Consider the following 17,241-nt stretch of genomic DNA (forward strand, 5'->3'; position numbering starts at 1 on the left):
CCGCCTGACGCGTGTCACATCGGCACAGCCCGCCCGGTCATACCTGGTGAGCGCCGGAGGTCGGCGCCACCGAACGGAGGACGACGGACATGGCGAAGATCGTTGTGATAGGCGGGACCGGGCTCATCGGGTCGAAGGTGGTGGCCCAGCTGGCAGAGCAGGGCCACGAGGCGGTCGCGGCGTCACCCAACACGGGGGTCGACACCATCAGCGGCGAGGGGCTGGCCGAAGCGCTGACCGCGGCGGATGTGGTCGTGGACGTGTCCAACTCGCCCTCGTTCGAGGAGAACGCGGTCCTGCGGTTCTTCACCACCTCGACCGGCAACCTGCTGGCCGCCGAGCGCGCCGCCGGCGTCGGTCACCACGTCGCGCTGACCATCGTCGGCACCAACCGCCCGCACGTCATCCCGTATTTCCGCGCCAAGGTCGCACAGGAGAAGTTGATCCGGGAATCGGGGATGCCCTACTCGCTCGTGCACGCGACGCAGTTCTTCGAATTCCTCCAGAGCATCGCCGACGTCTCGACGGACGGCGAAACGGTGCGTCTTCCGGGTGCCCTGATCCAGCCGATCGCGGCCGAGGATGTCGCCACCGCGGTCGCGCGCACTGCGGTGGCCGAGCCGCTGAACGCGGACATCGAGATCGCCGGTCCCGAGGTGTTCGGTCTGGACGAGTTCATCCGCCGCGGACTGGCGTTCCGCGGGGACCCGCGCACCGTCGTGCGCGACGACGACGCACAGTACTACGGCGCGAAGATCGACGAGCGGACGCTGCTTCCGGTCGAGGGCGCGCAGCTGTTCCAGACGCGCCTGGCGGACTGGCTCCAGGCCGACTCGCCCCGGTCCCGGTGAACCGGGCTGCCACGGTTCGCGCGCCGCAGTGGGCGAGGTCCCCGGACCACCGCGGCGTGCTCGTAGGCTGTTCGCATGGCAGAGAAGTGGTCCCTCGGGGGCGCATTGCGCGGCATGTTCGTCCGTCCGACGATCGATGAGACGACGTGGGAAGACCTTGAGACGGCGCTGCTGACCGCGGATTTCGGTCCTGATATCACCGAGCGCATCGTGGCGGAGCTGCGCGGGAAGGTCGAGCGCTACCGCACGACGGACCCGCGCGACCTGCAGCGGATGCTCAAGGAGACGCTCGAGGAGCACTTCGCGAAGTTCGACACCACCCTGCGTCTGACCGAACGACCCGCCGTCGTGCTCGTGGTGGGGGTGAACGGCGTCGGGAAGACCACGACGATCGGGAAGTTCGCGAAGTTCCTGCAGCGATACGGCCGCAGCGTCGTCGTCGGTGCGGCCGACACCTTCCGCGCCGCGGCCGTGGACCAGCTGGCCACGTGGGCCGAGCGCGGGGGAGCGGCGATCGTGCGTCCGCAGCACGAGGGCCAGGATCCGGCCTCCGTCGCCTTCCAGACCGTCGAGTACGCCAAGCGCACCGGAACCGAGATCGTGCTCGTGGACACCGCGGGCCGGCTGCACACCAAGGGTGGGCTGATGGACGAGCTCGGCAAGATCCGTCGCGTCATCGAGAAGCAGGCGCCGATCAGCGAGGTGCTCCTGGTGCTGGATGCGACCACCGGGCAGAACGGTGTCCTGCAGGCCCAGGCGTTCCTGGAGCACGCCGGCGTCACCGGGCTTGTCCTGACGAAGCTGGACGGGTCGGCGCGGGGCGGATTCGTGCTCGCGGTGCAGGAGCGCACCGGCATCCCGGTGAAGCTGCTCGGCCAGGGCGAGGGGATCGGCGATCTGACCGGATTCACGCCGCACGTGTTCGCCGCTGCCCTCGTGGACTGACCCGGACGCCCGATATCGGCCGCGAACCTCACGGCTCGCCGCGGCGGGATAGCGCCGATGCCCGCGTGCTGGTTTCATGGGGATATGGCGATTGAGCACGATTACTTCGGACTCCTGGAGTCCGGCCCGGACGGGTCGATCTTCTGGTCCGAGAACGTCGATCTCGGGGATCAGACGGTGACCGTCGATCTCACCGCGCCCGACCAGGACGACGTGTCCGAGGCCGCCCTGGACGTCGCGGCGAGCCTGATCTCATCGATAGAGTCCATCGACCACACGGCGCGCAACGCGATGGTGTCCGAGCTTGATGACCGCACCAGTGAGGTGATCGAGTACATCCTCCATCAGCAGGAGACCCTCGGCGACGACCTCGAAGAGCTGCTGGTGGACATCTCCGGCGACACCCAGGTCGATGTGATCCGCTCCCTGCAGCTGATGAGCATGACGATCCTCGCCGACGAGCACGGCGGTGCGGATCCGTTCGCGGTGCTCGAATACGCACTGGACCCGGATGCCACCGACGACGTCATCCTGGTCAACCTGGACTCGGACGGCGCCGTTCTGTCGGTCACCAGCGCCGACTGAGGCGGCCCCGCCGCTGCCGTGGCGCGCGGCCTCACACCGCCTGGGCGAACGTCAGCCCCTCATCGGCGATGTCCCGCGCCAGGTGCGCCAGCTCCTGCGGAATGTCCCGCCCCTTCGAGATCATCGACTGCGCCCACAGCCGCCCCGCCCGATACGACGAGCGCACCAGCGGGCCGGCCAGGACGCCGAGGAAGCCGATGCGCTCGGCCTCCTGCTTGAACTGGACGAACTCCTGGGGCTTGACCCACCGGTCCACCGGCAGGTGACGCGGCGACGGGCGCAGATACTGCGTGATGGTGATGATGTCCGTGCCCGCATCGTGCAGGTCCTGCAGCGCCTGCACCACCTCGGTGGGCTCCTCACCCATCCCGAGGATCAGGTTCGACTTGGTGATGAGGCCGAAATCGCGGGCCCGCGTGAGCACGTCCAGCGAGCGCTCGTAGCGGAACGCCGGGCGGATGCGCTTGAAGATGCGCGGGACCGTCTCGACGTTGTGCGCGAACACCTCGGGCCGTGACTCGAACACGACGCGCAGCAGCTCGGGATCGCCGGAGAAGTCCGTGGCGAGGATCTCGACGCCGGTGCCCGGATTGTCGGCGTGGATGCGGCGCACCGTCTCGGCGTGCAGCCAGGCGCCCTCATCCGGAAGATCATCGCGCGCCACGCCGGTCACCGTGGCGTAGCGCAGCTGCATCTTCTGCACGCTCTCGGCGACCCGCCGCGGCTCGTCCCTGTCGTAATCGGCGGGCTTGCCGGTGTCGATCTGGCAGAAGTCGCAGCGGCGCGTGCACTGCGACCCGCCGATCAGGAAGGTCGCCTCCCGGTCCTCCCAGCACTCGTAGATGTTGGGGCAGCCGGCCTCCTGGCACACGGTGTGCAGACCCTCGTCCTTGACCAGGGAGTGCAGCGCGGTGTACTCGGGGCCCAACTTGGCCCGGGTCTTGATCCACTCCGGCTTCCGCTCGATCGGCGTCTGCGCGTTGCGCACCTCCAGCCGCAGCAGCTTCCGGCCGCCCGGCGCGGAGGCGGGAGCGGCGGCGCCGGCGCCGCCCGTCGCGCACCCGCTCATGCGAGCACCCCCGAGTACTCGGCAGCGAAGACCGCCGCGATCGAGTCCGCGATATCGGCCGGCGCGACGTCGCCGCCGACCACCTCTCTGACGGTGGTGACCCCGGCATCGGTGATGCCGCACGGGATGATGCCGCGGAATCCGGCAAGGGTGTTGTCGCAGTTGACCGCGAAGCCGTGCATCGTGACGCCCTTCTCCACACGCACCCCGATCGCCGCGATCTTGTCCTCGGACAGCGGTCGGCCCACCCACACCCCGCTGCGGCCTTCGACGCGGTGTCCCGCGACACCGTGCAGGCGCAGCGCATCGATCAGCAGCCGCTCCAGCCGTCGGACGTGGGCGACGACGTCGACGGGCTCGGGCAGCCGCACGATCGGGTATCCGACGAGCTGTCCGGGTCCGTGCCAGGTGATCTTGCCGCCGCGGTCCACGTCGATGACCGGGGTCCCGTCGGTGGGCCGTTCGTGCGCCTGCGTGCGCCGTCCGGCGGTGAAGACGGCCTCGTGCTCGAGCAGCAGCAGCGTGTCGGGTCGGTCGCCGGAGACCACCTCGGCGTGGACGCGCCGCTGCAGCTCCCAGCCCTCGTGGTAGGGCACGTAGTGGGGGGCCAGGCCGGCGGTGATGACATCGAGCATGTGGATCCCTTCGCAGAGCGTTGTTGCACTCGGTACAAATACTACGCTCAGGTAAACCGTACAGTGGGATGATGAACGCCGATTCGCGGACCGGCCGGCCGCGCGCCTCTTCGCGCGAGACCCTCGCCGAAGCCGCCTGCGAGCTCTTCCTCGAGCAGGGGTACGACGCGACATCGATCGCGGACATCGCGCAGCGGGCAGGTGTCAGCAGATCCAGCTTCTTCAACTACTTCGCCTCCAAGGGCGACATCCTCTGGTCCGGTCTGGACGAGCGCGTCGCGCAGCTGCAGGTGCGCCTCGCGGAGGATCAGACCGCCGACGCCGCGGCCGATGCGCGCGCGGCCACGGCTGCGATCGCCGCGGATTTCGCGCCGGACAGTCTTGCGCTGGCACTGGTCAACGCCGATGCCATGGGACTGGCCGACGAGCTGGAGCGCGAGGCGTCGCTGCGCCGGTCACGGATCGCCCGGACCGTGTCGGACCGGCTGCGGCGCTCCGGCGCGGACCGCCTGCACGCCGAGGTGCTCGGCGCCGCGTTCGGCGGTGCCGTGCTGGCGGCGCTGCACGTGTGGGCGGACGACGGAGCCGGGCGCACGCCCCTGCCCCGCATCCTCGCCGCGGCCCTGGATGCCGTCCGCGGCGTGACCGCGGGCGCGCCCGGCACGGTGCGACAACTGCGCGTCGTCGTCGAGGCCGCCGATTACGATTCCGCCCTGCGGTTCTACCGCGACGAGGTGGGGATGCCCGAGCGGGAGGCGTACCAGGGTGACGGCGATGCCCGGGTCGTCATCCTGGGTGCCGGTGAGGCGACCCTCGAGCTGGCCAACGCCGCTCAGGTGTCCCTGATCGATCGGGTCGAGACCGACGGTGGTTCCAGCGACCGGGTTCGCCTCGCGCTCGAGGTCGAGGACACCGCCGCGACGGTCGAGCGGCTGGTGCGGGCCGGGGCCCGGGTGGAGGCCTCCGCGCGGGAGACCCCGTGGCGATCCGTCAACGCGCGTCTGCGGGGCCCGGCCGACCTGCAGATCACGATCTTCCAGGAGCTCGGCGAAGATCGAACCGCCGGTCGCCTCGCGTAAACTCGAGGGACTATGGCAACCTTCGGCACGCTCTCAGATCGCCTCACCGACACCTTCCGGAACCTCCGCACGAAGGGCAAGCTGAGCCCCGCGGACGTGGACGGAACGGTCCGGGAGATCCGCCGCGCCCTGCTGGATGCGGACGTGGCCCTGCCCGTGGTGAAGGACTTCACCGCCAAGGTGCGCGAGCGGGCGCTGGGCGACGAGGTCAGCAAGGCGCTGAACCCGGCCCAGCAGGTCGTGCAGATCGTCAACGAGGAGCTCGTCGGGATCCTCGGTGGACAGCAGCGCCGACTGCAGTTCGCCAAGACGCCGCCGACGGTCATCATGCTCGCCGGGCTGCAGGGCTCGGGCAAGACCACGTTCGCCGGCAAGCTCGCCAAGATGCTGGAGAAGGAAGGCCACACTCCGCTGCTGATCGCCGCGGACCTGCAGCGTCCGAACGCGGTGAACCAGCTGCAGGTCGTCGCCGGCCAGGCCGGCGCGGCGATCTACGCACCCGAGCCGGGCAACGGCGTCGGCGATCCGGTCAAGGTCGCTCGCGACGGCGTCGAGGTGGCGCGGCGCCAACAGCACGACGTCGTGATCATCGACACCGCCGGACGACTCGGTGTGGACGCGGAGATGATGAAGCAGGCCTCCGACATCCGCAAGGCGACCGACCCGGACGAGGTGCTGTTCGTCATCGACGCGCTGACCGGTCAGGATGCGGTCAACACGGCCAAGGCGTTCCAGGCGGGTGTGGACTTCACCGGCGTGGTGCTGTCCAAGCTGGACGGCGACTCGCGCGGTGGTGCGGCGCTGTCCGTGGCATCCGTCACCGGACGCCCGATCATCTACGCGTCCACCGGCGAGGGGCTGGACGACCTGGAGCCGTTCCACCCGGACCGCATGGCCTCGCGGATCCTCGACCTCGGCGACATCCTGACCCTCATCGAGCAGGCGCAGCAGGCCTTCGACGAGGAAGAGGCCATGAAGATGGCCGAGAAGCTGGCCACGGACAGCTTCACCCTCGAGGACTTCCTCGACCAGATGCAGCAGCTCAAGAAGATGGGCTCGATGAAGAAGATGCTGGGGATGCTCCCCGGCATGGGCAACATGAAGCAGCAGCTCGATGAGTTCGACGAGAAGGACCTCGGCCGCACCGAAGCCATCATCCGCTCGATGACGCCCATCGAACGCCGCAACCCCAAGGTGCTCAACGGGTCGCGCCGGCTGCGCATCGCCCGCGGCTCGGGCATGACCGTGACCGATGTCAACGCGCTGGTGAACCGGTTCGAGCAGGCGGCCAAGATGATGAAGACCGTCGCACGCGGCGGCACCCCGAACATCCCGGGCATGGGCCCCATCCCCGGCACCCGCCCGGGCGCGTCGGCCAAGCGCGGCAAGCAGCAGAAGGCGAAGGGTTCCCGGTCCGGAAACCCGGCCAAGCGCGCCGCCGAGAACGCCGGCATCGCGGCATCCACCCCCGCCGAGCCCACGGGTTCGGGATTCGGGCTGGGCGGGGCCAAGGGCGCCCCGAGCGAAGCCGAGCTGGCCCAACTGCAGAAGCTCCTCGGCCGCGGGTAGTCAGTCGTACCAGCGCGCGCCTGCGCGTGCCCTCACCGAGCCGCGGGCTCAGCGGCGCAGCGAGGCCAGGTGCTCGCGCAGCGTGGGACCGGCGCGGAACTCGCGGATCAGATGCTGCACGACCTCCCGCAGGTCTCCGTCTGCGGCATCCGCCACCAGAGCCTGGCGCGCGTAGCTGGCGCCCTGCGTCATGATCGCCTCCAGGCCGGTGAACTCCCGTGCGCATTTGAGCTCGACGGCGATGTCCTCCAGCTCCGCCATCGTCTCGCGCAGATGGTCGAGGACCGGACGCTGCGTCCCCGCGCTGTCCACGATGATCCGCGCATCCAGGCCGTAGCGCGCGGCGCGCCACTTGTTCTCGCGCACGAACCACGGCTGGATCGACGGCAACTCGCGTCCTTCGTCCAGCTCGCGCGAGAAGTGCTCGACCAGCACCTGCACCAGCGAGGCCACCGCCGCCAGTTCCGGAAGGGTCGACATGCCGTCGCACGCGCGCACCTCGATCGTCCCCCAGCGGGGAGCCGGGCGGATGTCCCAGCGCACCTCGGTCGCATCGGCGATGACGCCGGTGGTGACCATGTCGTGCAGGTAGGCCTCGAACTGCGCCCAGTCCTGCAGCGGCCAGGGCAGTCCCGCGGTGGGAAGCTGCTGGAAGACCAGGGACCGGTTCGACGCGTAGCCGGTGCGCTCGCCGGCCCAGAACGGGCTGGACGCGGACAGCGCCTGGAGGTGCGGCAGGTACACCGCGAGGGCGTTGATGATCGGGAAGACCTTGTTCACGTCCTCCACGCCGACGTGGACGTGGATGCCCCAGATCATCATGTTCCGCCCCCACCACTGGGTGCGCTCGATGAGCTTGTGGTACCGGGTCTTGTCGGTGACCTGCTGGTCGTACCACTGCGCGAACGGGTGACTCCCCGCGCACAGGAGCTCGACCTCCATGGGATTGGTCACGGTGCGGATCGCGGCGATCGCATCCGCGATGTCGTCCACCGCCGCGGCGACCGTGCTTCCGATTCCGCTGGTCACCTCGACCGTGTTGGTCAGCAGCTCCCCGGTCACCGTGTAGCGCTCCAGCGCCGTGCTCTCCTCGAGCGCGGCGATCAGCTCCGGCGCGCGGGGGACCAGGTCGCCGCTCTCACCGTCGGCCAGCATCAGCTCCCACTCCAGGCCCACCGACGAGCGGGAGGAGGTCGCGAAGGGCACCGTCATCCGCACAGTTTGACATGGGGATGCCGCGATGCCACGCATTCGCGAGGGCGGACGCCCCTGTTCGCGGGCGGGCCCGGGATGTGGAAGAATGGAGGGTCGGATCACCCGCTCGACCCTCTATCCAGCGCGGAGATCCTCCTTTAGAGCTTCCGCCGGGTGTGCACCCCACGCTCCGGGCGATCAGTTCGTTTCCTCTTTCACACAGTTCTGGAGAATCGTGGCTGTCAAGATCCGTCTCAAGCGCCTGGGCAAGATCCGTGCGCCGTATTACCGCATCGTCGTCGCCGACTCGCGCACCAAGCGCGATGGTCGTGTCATCGAAGAGATCGGCAAGTACCACCCCACCGAGGAGCCCTCGTTCATCGAGGTCGACTCAGACCGTGCGCAGTACTGGCTCAGCGTCGGCGCGCAGCCGACCGAGCAGGTCGCGGCGCTGCTGAAGCTGACCGGTGACTGGGGCAGGTTCAAGGGCGACGAGAACGCGGTCTCGACCGTGAAGGTCGCCGCGCCCAAGGTCCCGTTCGAGGTCGACTCCTCGAAGAAGGTCGTCATCAAGCCCAAGGCTGACAAGACGCCCGCCGCCGAGGCAGTCGCCGACGCCGCGACCGACGCAGAGTAATCGTGGTGCTCGCCGCCGCGCTCGAGCACGTCGTCAAGGGGATCGTGGATCACCCGGACGACGTGGCCATCCGCTCCTCGACGTCCCCTCGCGGGGACGTCCTCGAGGTGCACGTGCACCCCGACGATCGGGGCCGCGTGATCGGGCGCGGCGGACGCACGGCGAAAGCCCTGCGCACGCTGATCACTGCACTCGCAGACGGCCGGCGCGTTCGCGTCGACGTCGCGGACGACTGACGTGGCCGACCCCGACGACTCCACTCAGGCCCGTCCGCCCAAGGCGGCCAAGACCCAGCTGCGGGTCGGGCGCCTGGTCAAGGCGCACGGGCTCAAGGGCGCACTCAAGCTCGAGCTCTACACCGACGATCCCGAAGGCCGCTTCACGCCCGGTGCGACGTTCACCCTCCAGGTGCCCGAGTCATCCCCCTGGCATGGCAAGGTGCTCACCGTGCGTGAGTTCCGGTGGATGAACAGCCATGCCATCGCCTTCTTCGAGGGCGTCGATGACCGCGCCGGTGCGGAGGAACTGGTTCGAGCGATCCTCTGGATCGATCAGGATCCCGCCGACATCCCCACCGAAGACGACGCGTGGTACGACCATCAGCTCATCGGACTGGATGTGGTCCGCGACGGCGAGGTCGTGGGCCGCGTCGTCCGCATCGATCACTTCCCCGCGCAGGACCTGCTGACCGTCCGCGTCCGCGGCGATCAGGAAGTGCTCGTGCCGTTCGTCAAGGCCATCGTCCCCGAGGTCGACATCGCGGGCGGCCGCGTCCTCGTGACGCCCCCGCCCGGGCTGTTCGAGGATCTTCCCGGCGATGACGACGACGCGACACCGGCCGTCGCTTCCGAGTCCGGCTCCGCAGCCGCCCCGGCGGACGAGGACGACTCCGCGGGGGCGTGACGTGCGCATAGACGTCGTCTCGATCTTCCCGGCCTTCTTCGACGTCCTCGAGGTGTCCCTGCTGGGCAGGGCGCGGGGCAACGGCCTGCTGGACGTGCGCGTCCACGATCTGCGCGACTGGACGCACGACCGGCATCGCACCGTGGACGACACGCCCTACGGCGGCGGAGCCGGCATGGTCATGAAGCCCGAGCCGTGGGGCGAAGCGCTGGACGCGATCGCGGCGGAGGCGGCCACCGCCGCGCCCGACTCCCGTCCCGTGTTCGTCTTCCCCTCGCCGGCGGGCGAACTGTTCACCCAGGCGACGGCCCGCGAACTGGCCGGCCGCCCGCACCTGGTCTTCGGCTGCGGCCGCTATGAGGGGATCGACGAGCGGGTCTTCGCACACGCGGCCTCCCTCGGCGAGGTGCGTCTGCTCAGCCTGGGCGACTACGTCCTGAACGGCGGAGAGGTCGCCGCGATGGCGATGATCGAGGCGGTCGGCCGGCTCATCCCGGGGGTCGTCGGAAATCCCGCGAGCCTGGTCGAGGAATCCCACGAGGACGGCCTGCTCGAGTACCCGTCGTACACGAAACCGGCCTCCTGGCGCGGCTTGGACGTGCCGCCGGTGCTGCTCAGCGGCAACCACGGCGCGATCGCCGAGTGGCGCCGCCAGCAGCAGCTGGCCCGCACGAGGGAACGCCGACCGGACCTCCTCTCCGCCGGGGAGTGACGCTCCGCCGGCCCGCGCGCAAGCCCCCCGTGCCGAAAATTCTCGAGCACTAATGTGGGAGTCCCCGCCGGTGCCGGATCCGCCTGTGCCGCAGGACGACGGAGACGATGTGCAGACCTGGCCCGGTTCGAGCTATCCGCTCGGCGCGACTTTCGACGGCAACGGCACCAACTTCGCGCTTTTCAGCGAGAGCGCCCAACGGGTCGAGTTGTGCCTGTTCGGTGAGCGCGGCAAGGAGACCCGCGTCGAGATGGTCGATGTCGACGCGTACGTCTGGCACGCGTACCTGCCGCAGGTGCGCCCCGGACAGCGCTACGGATATCGCGTGCATGGGGATTACGACCCGTCGACCGGCGCACGGTTCAACCCGAACAAGCTGCTTCTGGACCCTTACGCGAAGGCGGTGGAAGGCCAGGTCCAGTGGGGCCAGGCGGTCTTCGGCTACGACTTCGGAGACCCCGACTCGCGCAATGACGAGGACTCCGCGGCATCCATGATGAAGGCCGTGGTGGTCAACCCGTTCTTCGACTGGGCGGGAGACCGACTGCCGAAGACACCGTACGCCGAGACCTTCATCTACGAAGCGCACGTGAAGGGCCTCACCGAGCGGCATCCGGCCATCCCCGAGGAGATCCGCGGCACCTACAGTGCGATCGCGCATCCGGCGATCATCGAGCATCTCAAAAAGCTCGGGGTGACCGCCATCGAGCTCATGCCCGTGCACCAGTTCGTGGACGATTCCACGCTGCAGGAGAAGGGACTGTCGAACTACTGGGGCTACAACACGATCGCGTTCCTGGCCCCGCAGAACACCTACGCCGCCACCGGCGAGCAGGGCCAGCAGGTCGAGGAGTTCAAGGGCATGGTCCGCGCGCTGCACGCCGCCGGCATCGAGGTCATCCTGGACGTGGTGTACAACCACACCGCCGAGGGCAACCATCTGGGTCCGATGCTGTCGATGCGCGGCATCGACAACGCCGCGTACTACCGCCTCGAAGACGACGACAAGCGGTACTACACCGACTACACCGGCACCGGCAACAGCCTGAACGTGGGCAACCCGCACGCGCTGCAGCTGATCATGGACTCGCTGCGCTACTGGGTGCTCGAGATGCACGTCGACGGGTTCCGCTTCGACCTGGCCTCCACCCTGGCGCGGGAGTTTTACGACGTCGACAAGCTGGCCACCTTCTTCGAGCTCGTGCAGCAGGATCCTGTGGTCTCCCAAGTCAAGCTGATCGCCGAACCGTGGGATGTCGGGCCGGGCGGCTACCAGGTCGGCAACTTCCCTCCGCAATGGACCGAGTGGAACGGCCAGTACCGGGACACCGTGCGCGACTTCTGGCGCGGTGAGCCGCAGGCACTCGGCGAGTTCGCCTCGCGCCTGACCGGCTCCGCCGACCTCTACGAGCATTCCGGCCGCCGTCCGGTGGCATCGATCAACTTCGTCACCGCGCACGACGGCTTCACACTGCGCGACCTGGTCAGCTACGAGCACAAGCACAACGACGCCAACGGCGAAGACGGCAAAGACGGCGCCGACGACAACCGCTCGATGAACTTCGGCGTGGAAGGTCCCACCGACGATCCCGAGGTGAACACGATGCGCGCACGTCAGCAGCGCAACTTCATCGCGACGCTGCTGCTCTCGCAGGGCGTGCCCATGCTGCTGCACGGCGACGAGCTGGGCCGCACGCAGCAGGGCAACAACAACGGCTATGCGCAGGACAACGAGCTGACCTGGGTCGACTGGGACAACGTCGATCAGCCGCTGGTGGAGTTCACCGCGGCGCTCGCGCGACTCCGACGCGACCATCCCACCTTCCGTCGCCGTCGGTTCTTCAACGGCCGCCCGGTCAAAATGGAGCTGGGACAGGGGGTCCCCGACATCGCATGGCTGCGGCCGGACGGCAGCGTCATGCAGCCGGAGGATTGGGACTCCGGCTTCGGCCGCGCGGTGGGTGTGTTCTTGAACGGGCGCGGCATCCGCGAGCGTGATCGCCGCGGCGAGCCGATCGTCGACAAGCACTTCATCATCCTGTTCAACGCCGGCGATGACAGCGTGGACTTCGACATTCCGGACACCGCATTCAGTCCCCGGTGGGACATCCTGGTCGACACCGCAGGGCAGCAGGCGGACAGCGAGCCGCTGAGCCCCGGATCGTCCGTGCGGCTGCCGCCCAAGGCGCTGATTGTCCTCCGCGAGCACGAACTGCCCGAGGTCGAGATCGATCACTCGGTTGCGGCATCGCTCGCGGCGCAGACCGACAACGCCACGATGCCCGGACACTCGCCCAAGGCGGAGTTGGAGCGCTAGATCGTGGCGTCGCATCCGAACTCGACATACCGCTTGCAGATCCGCCGGGACTTCGACCTGGATGCCGCGGCGGGGGTGACCGCCTACCTGAACGACCTCGGCGTGTCGTGGGCGTACCTCTCGCCGCTGCTGCGGGCGACGGAGGGCTCCGACCACGGCTACGACGTCGTCGACCCCTCGACGATCGACCCTGCCCGAGGCGGCCCGGCCGGACTGGAGCGGTTCGCCGCGGCCGCCCGAGCGGCCGGCCTGGGGATCCTCGTCGACATCGTCCCCAACCACATGGGCATCTCACGACCCGAGCAGAACCCGTGGTGGTGGGACGTGCTGATCCGGGGCCGCGACTCCCGCTACGCCGAGGCGTTCGATATCGACTGGGAGTACGGCGCCGGCCGGATCCGCGTGCCGATCCTGGGCGCGAGCCTGGACGAGGTGATCGCCGCGGGGGAGGTGGCCATCGAGCCCGGCGACACGGTGGGCGGCGCGCACGGCGTCGCGCGGTTCTACGGTCAGCATGTCCTTCCGCTCGCGCCCGACTCGATTCCGTTCCCGGTCGTCGGAGCCGGCAGCGCCAGGCTGGATGACCCCGACGTGATCCGCCGGGTCCTGGCCGGGCAGCACTGGGAGGCGATGTTCTGGCGGCGTGAAGCGGGGGAGCTGAACTACCGGCGCTTCTTCGCGGTGACCACCCTCGCCGGAGTGCGTGTGGAGATCCCCTGGGTGTTCGACGAGAGCCACGCCGAAATCCTGCGGTGGGTGCGCGAGGGGCTGGCCGACGGCCTGCGCGTGGATCATCCGGACGGACTGCTCGATCCGGGCGGGTACCTGGAACGGCTGGCCGCCGCCACCGGCCACGCCTACGTGCTGGTGGAGAAGATCCTCGAGCACGGCGAGGAGCTGCCCGCCTGGTGGGAGACGGACGGCACGACCGGGTACGACGCACTCGCGCAGATCGACCGCGTGCTGATCGACCCTCGCGGGGAAGGACCCCTCGACGCCCTTGATGCGCGGTTGCGCGGAGGCGACACGCAGCGCTACCCGGACCTCATCCACGAGACGAAGCGGACGATCGCGGACACGATCCAGCGCGCGGAAGTCGCGCGGCTCGTACGCGACCTGTCGGACGCGCCGAGCGACCGGCCGACAGATCCGGCCGAGGCCGCAGACGCGATCGCCGAGCTGCTCGCGTGCTTCCCGGTGTACCGCTCATACCTGCCGGCCGGCCGGGAGCACCTGGACCAGGCGGCCGCGGAAGCGCGGGCCCGCCGCCCCGACCTGGCAGAGGCGATCGCCCGACTGGTGCCCGTTCTCGCTGACCCCTCCTCCGACGTCGCCCGCCGCTTCCAGCAGACCACCGGGCCGGTGATGGCCAAGGGCGTGGAGGACACCGCCTTCTACCGGTACACCCGGCTCGGCTCGCTCACCGAGGTGGGAGCCGACCCGTCGGTCTTCTCGCTGACCGTCGCCGACTTCCACCGTGCGCAGACGGCACGGCAGGCGTCTTGGCCGGCCGCGATGACGACGCTGTCCACACACGACACCAAGCGCGGCGAAGACGTCCGTGCCCGCCTGGACGTGCTCGCCGAGCTGCCGCAGCGCTGGCAGGACGTGCTGGTCGACCTCAGCGCGCGCGCCTCGACCGGTGACCGGCCCTTCGACAGCCTGCTCTACCAGGCGATCATCGGCTCCTGGCCCGGCTCGAGGGAGCGGCTGCACGCGTACGCCGAGAAGGCGGCACGGGAAGCGGCCGAATCGACGGGCTGGTGGGATCCGGACGCCGAGTTCGAAGCGCGCATGCACGCGGTCGTGGACGCCGCGTTCGACGACGCCGCGGTGAACGCCCTCATCGGCGGCTTCGTGGCCGAGATCACCCGACCCGGGTGGTGCAACGGCCTCTCGGCGAAGCTGCTGCAGCTGACCGCGCCGGGCGTGCCCGACGTCTATCAGGGCTCGGAACTGTGGGAGACCTCGCTCGTGGATCCCGACAACCGGCGGCCCGTCGACTTCGCCGAGCGGGCTCGGCTGCTGACGGCGCTGGATGACGGGTTCGCGCGCGGCGATCTGCCGCCGGTGGACGCATCGGGACTCGCGAAGCTGCTCGTGACCTCACGCGCCCTGCGCCTGCGGCGGGACCGACCGGAGCTGTTCACCCGGTACACCCCCATGACCGTCGTGGGCGAGGCGTCCGACCACGCCATCGCGTTCGACCGCGGGGGTGCGCTGACGGTCGCCACACGGCTGCCCGTGGGCCTGCAGCGCCGCGGGGGATGGGGGCAGACTCTCCTGCTGCGGCATCCCGGTCCGACGGTCGACGCGCTCACCGGTCGCCGCCACGAGGGCTCCCGCCTGCGGATGGCCGATGTGCTGGCCACCTACCCGGTGGCTCTGCTGGTCCCGGAGGGAGTGTCATGACCATCCAGGTGTGGGCACCCCGCGCCGACCGCGTGCGCCTGCGCCGCCCCGGCACCGCCGATGTGGAGCTGGTGCCCGGCGCCGACGGGTGGTGGAAGGCGGCATCCGTCGTCCTGGAGGACGGCGACGAGTACGGATTCGTGCTCGGGGACGCCGAGGACCTGCGACCTGATCCGCGCTCCCGCCGCCAGCCGCGCGGCGTGCACCAGGCGTCCGCGTGGTTCACCGCCGATGCGTACCGATGGCAGGACGGCGCGTGGACCGGACGCCAGCTGGCCGGCTCGGTGATCTACGAGCTCCACGTGGGCACCTTCACCGCCGAGGGCACCCTCGACGCCGCCATCGGCCGCCTCGACGACCTGGTCGACCTGGGCATCGGCTTCGTGGAGCTGCTGCCGGTCAACGCCTTCAACGGAACCCACAACTGGGGCTACGACGGGGTGCTCTGGTACGCGGTGCACGAGGGGTACGGCGGCCCGGCCGCGTACCAGCGCTTCGTGGACGCCTGCCACCAGCGCGGCCTCGGCGTGATCCAGGACGTCGTCTACAACCACCTCGGGCCCAGCGGCAACTACCTGCCCGAGTACGGCCCGTACCTGCGCGATGCCGAGCGCAACACGTGGGGCTCCTCCGTGGATCTGGACCAGCCCGCCGTCCGCGACTTCATCGTGCAGAACGCCCTGATGTGGATGCGCGACTACCACGTGGACGGACTGCGCCTGGACGCCGTGCACGCACTGCGGGACACCTCGGGACGGCACATCCTCCAGGAGCTCGCCGAGCACACCGACGCGCTCAGCGCGCACCTGAACCGCCCGCTCACGCTGATCGCCGAATCCGACCTGAACGACGCGACCCTCATCAGCGCGCGTGAGGCGGGCGGCTACGGACTGACCGCGCAGTGGAGCGACGACTACCACCACGCCCTCCATGTCGCCGTGACGGGCGAGACCAGCGGGTACTACGCCGACTTCGCCCCACTGGCGGCACTGGCCAAAGCCGCCACCGCGGGATTCTTCCACGACGGCAGCTGGTCCAGCTTCCGCGGCCGCCCGCACGGACATGCGATCGACCCCCGCATCCCGACGTCGCGGCTGGTGACCTTCGCCCAGGACCACGACCAGATCGGCAACCGCGCGGCCGGCGACCGGCTCTCCCAGACCCTCGACGAGGGCGGCCTGGCGATCGCCGCCGTGCTGAGCGTGCTGTCCCCGTTCACCCCCATGCTCTTCATGGGCGAGGAGTGGGCGGCATCCACCCCCTGGCAGTTCTTCACCTCGCACCCGGAACCGGAGCTGGGGCGGGCGACCGCGGAGGGGCGTATCGCCGAGTTCGCCGCCATGGGCTGGGACGCCTCGGTCGTCCCGGATCCGCAGGACCCGGAGACCTTCCGTCGCTCCACGCTGCGCTGGGAGGAGCGCACCGAGGGCGTGCACGCGCGCATCCTCGCCCTCTACCGCGACCTCATCGCGCTGCGCCGCGACGTTCCGGACCTGACCGATCCCTCCTTCGGCGCCGTGCACGCCGACGCGGACGAGCACGCACGCGTGTTCCGGCTGCAGCGCGGACAGACCCTGATCCTGGTGAACTTCTCGCAGACTCCGGTCACGGTGCCGCTTCCGCAGACCGCGGCGGTGCTGCTCACCACGGACGCCGGCTGCGGGCTGGACCGGAACGGCGCCGGCCTGCCGCCACGCGCCGGCATGGTCCTGTCGACCGCTCAGCGCTGACGCGTCGGCGCCGCGCTCGGCATCGCCCGGGGAGCTGATCTACGCGGCCGCGGTGCTGCTGTTCGCCGTGGGTCTCGCCCGGGAGGCGAGCGTCGTGGCACGGCGGCCGCTGGGGGTGTGCTCCATGGCCGTGGTCGCGCTCTGGCCCCTCGCGGCGCGGCTGGTCGCGCAGCTGCTGGCCACCCAGGAGCCGGAGAGCGGTCCCGCGTCGATGACCTTCGGCTACATCGCGCTCGTGGTTCCGGTCGGCGCCGGCCTGATCGCGGCCGTGCAGATCGCGCGTACCGGCGTCGTCCCGTCGCCGTGGCGGTGGGCGCCGATGTGGGCGTTGGCGGCGCACGTGGCGGCGTTCGTGCTCGCGCAGCTGCTCTTCCTCGGGCTCGGCCCCGCCGAGGTGCAGCTGTTCGCCGGAGTGCTCTCGATGCTCGGGATGGTCGCGTTCCTGCTGGGGACGCTCGGCCTGGGTGTGATCGCGCTCGTGTGCGCGGCGCGGCTGCGTCCGGACAGCGTCGCGGTGTTCCGCTCCGCCGACCGGCACCCACGGCAGCGCGGTGAGGGCGCCGACGGCGCCCGAACGCGCTGACCGTCGCCGAACGGAGCATG

General features: G+C 69.9%; 16 protein-coding genes. 13 read left to right on the forward strand and 3 right to left on the reverse strand.

Annotated features, from left to right (window positions below):
• Positions 1-89: 89 nt before the first annotated feature.
• The 3 genes from QNO12_RS06915 to QNO12_RS06925 all read left to right on the forward strand — a co-directional run bounded on the left by QNO12_RS06915 (position 90) and on the right by QNO12_RS06925 (position 2,381).
• Complete coding sequence (locus tag QNO12_RS06915) at positions 90-851, forward strand: SDR family oxidoreductase (protein ID WP_257502039.1); 762 nt, start codon at positions 90-92, stop codon at positions 849-851.
• 75 nt (positions 852-926) lie between these two features.
• Entirely contained in the window at positions 927-1,796 is an 870-nt protein-coding gene (gene ftsY / locus QNO12_RS06920; protein ID WP_257502040.1) for a signal recognition particle-docking protein FtsY, read from the forward strand.
• A gap of 84 nt (positions 1,797-1,880) precedes the next feature.
• Positions 1,881-2,381, forward strand: a complete 501-nt coding sequence (locus QNO12_RS06925; protein WP_257502041.1) for a DUF2004 domain-containing protein — start codon at positions 1,881-1,883, stop codon at positions 2,379-2,381.
• A 31-nt stretch (positions 2,382-2,412) separates the two neighbouring features.
• Here QNO12_RS06925 and lipA read toward each other — a convergent pair whose 3' ends face one another.
• Positions 2,413-3,450 carry a lipoyl synthase gene (gene lipA / locus QNO12_RS06930; protein ID WP_257502043.1) on the reverse strand — a complete coding sequence of 346 codons (1,038 nt, stop codon included), beginning with the start codon at positions 3,448-3,450 and terminating at the stop codon, positions 2,413-2,415.
• Positions 3,447-4,085: a lipoyl(octanoyl) transferase LipB gene (lipB, locus tag QNO12_RS06935; RefSeq protein ID WP_257502045.1), complete on the reverse strand. Its 639-nt coding sequence runs from the start codon at positions 4,083-4,085 to the stop codon at positions 3,447-3,449. The genes lipA and lipB overlap by 4 nt, the downstream gene beginning before the upstream one ends.
• 71 nt (positions 4,086-4,156) lie before the next feature.
• Here lipB and QNO12_RS06940 point away from each other — a divergent pair, with 71 nt between their 5' ends.
• Positions 4,157-5,164, forward strand: a complete 1,008-nt coding sequence (locus QNO12_RS06940; protein ID WP_257502046.1) for a TetR family transcriptional regulator — start codon at positions 4,157-4,159, stop codon at positions 5,162-5,164.
• Positions 5,165-5,176: 12 nt separating this feature from the next.
• Positions 5,177-6,733 carry a signal recognition particle protein gene (ffh, locus tag QNO12_RS06945; RefSeq protein WP_257502047.1) on the forward strand — a complete coding sequence of 519 codons (1,557 nt, stop codon included), beginning with the start codon at positions 5,177-5,179 and terminating at the stop codon, positions 6,731-6,733.
• 48 nt (positions 6,734-6,781) lie between these two features.
• Here ffh and QNO12_RS06950 read toward each other — a convergent pair whose 3' ends face one another.
• Positions 6,782-7,945: a glutamate--cysteine ligase gene (locus QNO12_RS06950; RefSeq protein WP_257502048.1), complete on the reverse strand. Its 1,164-nt coding sequence runs from the start codon at positions 7,943-7,945 to the stop codon at positions 6,782-6,784.
• A gap of 217 nt (positions 7,946-8,162) precedes the next feature.
• Here QNO12_RS06950 and rpsP point away from each other — a divergent pair, with 217 nt between their 5' ends.
• The 8 genes from rpsP (at position 8,163) to QNO12_RS06990 (ending at position 17,221) form a co-directional block, all read left to right on the forward strand.
• A complete protein-coding gene (gene rpsP / locus QNO12_RS06955) occupies positions 8,163-8,564 on the forward strand; it encodes a 30S ribosomal protein S16 (RefSeq protein ID WP_257502049.1) in 402 nt (133 codons plus the stop codon).
• Positions 8,565-8,569: 5 nt separating this feature from the next.
• Positions 8,570-8,800 (forward strand): RNA-binding protein, encoded by a 231-nt coding sequence (locus QNO12_RS06960; protein WP_257502050.1) that lies wholly within the window; start codon positions 8,570-8,572, stop codon positions 8,798-8,800.
• 1 nt (position 8,801) lies between these two features.
• On the forward strand, positions 8,802-9,467 hold the full coding sequence (rimM, locus tag QNO12_RS06965; RefSeq protein WP_257502051.1) for a ribosome maturation factor RimM: 666 nt from the start codon (positions 8,802-8,804) through the stop codon (positions 9,465-9,467).
• A gap of 1 nt (position 9,468) precedes the next feature.
• Positions 9,469-10,179, forward strand: coding sequence for a tRNA (guanosine(37)-N1)-methyltransferase TrmD (gene trmD, locus QNO12_RS06970; RefSeq protein WP_257502052.1), 711 nt, complete (start codon positions 9,469-9,471; stop codon positions 10,177-10,179).
• 109 nt (positions 10,180-10,288) lie between these two features.
• Positions 10,289-12,496, forward strand: coding sequence for a glycogen debranching protein GlgX (gene glgX / locus QNO12_RS06975; RefSeq protein WP_257502228.1), 2,208 nt, complete (start codon positions 10,289-10,291; stop codon positions 12,494-12,496).
• Positions 12,497-12,529: 33 nt separating this feature from the next.
• Entirely contained in the window at positions 12,530-14,908 is a 2,379-nt protein-coding gene (gene treY / locus QNO12_RS06980) for a malto-oligosyltrehalose synthase (RefSeq protein WP_374761021.1), read from the forward strand.
• Positions 14,905-16,638 carry a malto-oligosyltrehalose trehalohydrolase gene (gene treZ / locus QNO12_RS06985; protein ID WP_257502054.1) on the forward strand — a complete coding sequence of 578 codons (1,734 nt, stop codon included), beginning with the start codon at positions 14,905-14,907 and terminating at the stop codon, positions 16,636-16,638. The genes treY and treZ overlap by 4 nt, the downstream gene beginning before the upstream one ends.
• A 52-nt stretch (positions 16,639-16,690) precedes the next feature.
• The gene (locus tag QNO12_RS06990) at positions 16,691-17,221 is read left to right on the forward strand and encodes a hypothetical protein (protein WP_257502055.1); all 531 of its coding nucleotides are present in this window, start codon (positions 16,691-16,693) and stop codon (positions 17,219-17,221) included.
• Positions 17,222-17,241: the final 20 nt, after the last annotated feature.

Source organism: Microbacterium sp. zg-B185, assembly GCF_030246885.1.
In the GTDB taxonomy this organism is placed as follows: Bacteria; Actinomycetota; Actinomycetes; order Actinomycetales; family Microbacteriaceae; genus Microbacterium.